The 3,546-nt window shown below is 73.9% G+C and carries 1 protein-coding gene; it reads left to right on the top strand.

All coding sequences use genetic code 11. The features are described from left to right. The coding region (locus G7A99_RS16855; RefSeq protein WP_205599889.1) for a translocation/assembly module TamB domain-containing protein at nucleotides 1–3,447 on the top strand (3,447 nt) is incomplete at its 5' end. Nucleotides 3,448–3,546 lie beyond the last annotated feature (99 nt).

Genomic DNA, 3,546 nt, shown 5'->3' on the forward strand with positions numbered 1-3,546 from the left:
GGCAACCGGCTTTCGATGGACGAGACGACCCTGGACGGGCTGCAGATCGACCTTCCGGCCCCGCCGGCGGACGGGGGGGACGGCGGCGGGACGTCGGCGGGCGGGGCGGGGCCGGCGTTCCCGCCGGAGGACTTCCGGCTGTCCCTCCCGGACGCGGTGCCGCTGCCGCTGATCGTCGAGCTCGCCGGCGTCACCATGCGCGACGCGACGATCCATCGCGGCGAGGCGGCGTATACCCTGTCGCGGCTGCATATTGCCGGTGCACTCTCCACCGAGCGGATCCGCCTGGAGGCGCTGTCGCTGCGTGCGCCGGCGGCGGACCTCGACGCCCACGGGGAGGTCGGGCTCGGTGGCGACTGGCCGGTGCAGCTGACCCTGGACGCCCGCAGCGGCCGCTATCCCGGCGGCGGGGATCAGACCCTGACGCTGACCGCCGGCGGCTCCCTCGCGGACCTCGACGTCACCGCCGATGCCGGCGGGCCGGTGAGCGCCCGTCTGGAGGCGCACACCGCGCTGTTCACGCCGGGGCTGCCGTCGCGGCTGCGGCTGCGGGCCGACGCCCTGGCCTGGCCGCTTACCGGAGAGCCGACCGTGCGTGCCGGCGGTGTGGACCTGCAGGCGGACGGTGGTCTCAAGGGCTGGTCGCTCAGCCTTGACGCCGGAATCGATGGTCCGGGTATCCCGCAGGGGCAGTGGCGGCTCGCCGCGGAGGGTGACACCGCCCATGCGGCGATCCGCACGCTCACCGGCCGGGTGCTTGGCGGTACCGTCTCCGGGGACGGTCGGGTGGCCTGGGGGGACGGTCTGGACTGGCAGGCACGCATCGAGGCCGACGGTATCGCCGGCGACGCCACCGTGCCCCTGCCGGTACCCGTGAAGCGTCTGGCGCTGAACGCCGACGGAGACACCGGTTCGGCGCGTATCGAGCGGCTGGACGCGGCGCTGCTCGGCGGCAGCGTCTCCGCGAAGGGGCACGTGGCCTGGCGGGACCGGCTCGAGTGGCAGGCAGCGCTCACCGCCGAGGACCTGGACCCCGGACAGTACCGGCCGGGTCTGGATGGACGCCTCGGTGGCCGGGTCGCGACCACCGGCACGCTGCGCGGTAGCGATCTGAGCGTTGTCCTGGCGATCCCCGGCGTGGAGGGTCGGCTGCGCGGCTACCCGGTCTCGCTCCGCGGCCACGTCGCCCGTGCCCCCGGCGCCGGCTGGACCTTCGACGGCCTGCGCCTGCGCAGCGGTCCGGACGAGATCACCGTCGACGGCGGCCTGGCAGACGGCCGCTGGGACGCCCGGGCACGGCTCGATCTGCCCGAGCTGGCCGCCCTCTGGCCGGGGCTGACCGGTACGCTGAACGGCGACGTCCGCGTCGGCGGCGCGATGACCGCGCCGGACGTGACCGCCTCGCTGGACGGCACCGGCATCGCCTATCAGGACATCCGCGTGGACCGTCTCGCCGTGGAGGGCAGCGTCGCCGCGCTCATGACCCGCGCCAGCCGCCTGCGCGTGTCCGCCGGCGGCGTCGTCCGGGACGGGCAGGCACTCGGCGACGTCACCGCCGCCCTGGACGGCACGCGCGCACAGCACCAGCTGGTGGTAGACGTGGAAGGCGGCGGGCCGGTCACCGGCTCGCTGCGGCTCGACGGCGGACTGGCCGCCGACAGCGGCGACTGGAACGGCACCCTGACCGAGGCCACCGTCAGTGCCGGCCCGGAGCGCTGGACGCTCGTCGACCGGCCGGCGCTGCGCTGGCGTGCCGGCCCCGGCGAGCTCCATGTGGACGCCCACTGCTGGCGACGGGATCAGGGTCGGCTGTGCCTGACCGAACCGCTGGTCGCCGGCGCCGGCGGTGCCCGGGCCGACCTGCGAATCAGCGATCTCCCCCTGGCGGTACTCAAGCCGTGGCTGCCGGAGGGGCTGGCGTGGTCCGCCACCCTGGAGGCGGACGCCCGCGTGCGCTGGCAGGGCAGCGGCCTGCCCCGTGTGGAGGTCCGCGCGCGTACCGGTGTGGGCAGCATCACCGCCTCGCGGGCCGACACGGAGGAGCCGGTGACGCTGGACTACCGTTCGCTGACGGTGGATGCCGGCCTGGACGATGAGGGCGCGCGGCTGGAGCTGGCGCTCACCGCCGAGCAGCTCGGCTCGGTGAATATCCGGGCATCCACGGATCCGCGGGCGGCGCAGCCGGGCCTCGACGGGCGCGTGCGCATCGACGGCATCCGCCTCGGGCTGGTGCAGCCCTTCCTGCCGCAGCTGCGGCGCCTGGAGGGGACCGTGACCGTGGACGGCAGCCTCGGGGGACAGCTGCGCGCGCCCACCTTCGACGGCACCGTGCGCCTGCGCGACGGTGTGGTCGCCGTGCAGTCCCTGCCGATCCCGCTGGAGTCGGTGACGCTCTCGGCCCGGATCCAGGGGACCCGTGCGACCCTCAGTGGCGGCTTCAAGAGCGGCGAGGGCAGCGCCAGCCTCGGCGGCAGCATCTCCTGGGGCGACGGGCTGCACGCCAACGTCGCCGTCTCCGGCGAGGGGCTGGAGGTGGCCTATCCGCCGCTGGTGCGGGTGCGGGTGAGCCCGGCCATGACCATTACCTACGATGGCAGCGCGCTCAGCGTCAACGGCCGGCTGACAGTGCCCCAGGGCCGGATCACCCTGGAGGAACTGCCCGAGAACGCCGTCGCGGTCTCGGACGACGTGGTCATCGTCAATCGCGGCGACGAGGACGGCGAGACCGGGCAGAAGCAGGGTCTCAAGCTCTCGACCAACGTCTACCTCGTGCTCGGCGATGACGTCCGCTTCCAGGGCTTCGGCGTCGAGACCGGGCTGGCCGGTGCGCTGCAGCTGCGCCAGATCGGCACCAGCAGCGCCGAGGCCTTCGGAGAGATCAGTCTGGTCGACGGCACCTTCGAGCGTTACGGCCAGCGGCTGAAGATCCGCCAGGGGCGGTTCATCTTCTCCGGCCCCATCACCGAGCCGCAGATCGACCTGGAGGCGGTGCGCGACACCGGCGAGGTCATCGCCGGGCTGCGGGTGACGGGCCCGCCCTCGGCGCTGCAGGCGAGCGTGTTCTCCGAGCCGTCCATGCCGGAGGCGGACGCGCTGTCGTACCTCATCACCGGTCGCGGCCCGGGTGCCGGCACGCCCGGCGAGAACCAGCTCGTGACCCAGGCCGCGCTCGGGCTGGGCCTGATGGGCGGACGCGGCATCGGCAGCTCGCTGGCCGGCCAGCTCGGCGTGGAGGACTTCCAGCTGGAGACCGCGGGCAGTGGCCAGGACACGCAGGTGGCGGTGAGCGGCTATGTGGCACCGAACCTGCTGGTGCGCTACGGCGTCGGCGTGTTCTCCCCGGAGAACACCCTCACCCTGCGATACCAGCTCACCGAGCGGCTCTACCTGGAGGCGGTGAGCGGGATGGAGAGCGCCCTCGACCTGTTCTATTCCTTCGACTTCTGAGGGGGCGCCGGCCGGATCGTCCGGGGGGTGACGCCTTCGCCCGCTATTCAAGTGCCGGCCGCCGAGCGTGTGCGATATCTCCATCCACGGGCCGGGCAT

This window comes from Arhodomonas sp. KWT (assembly GCF_010993615.1).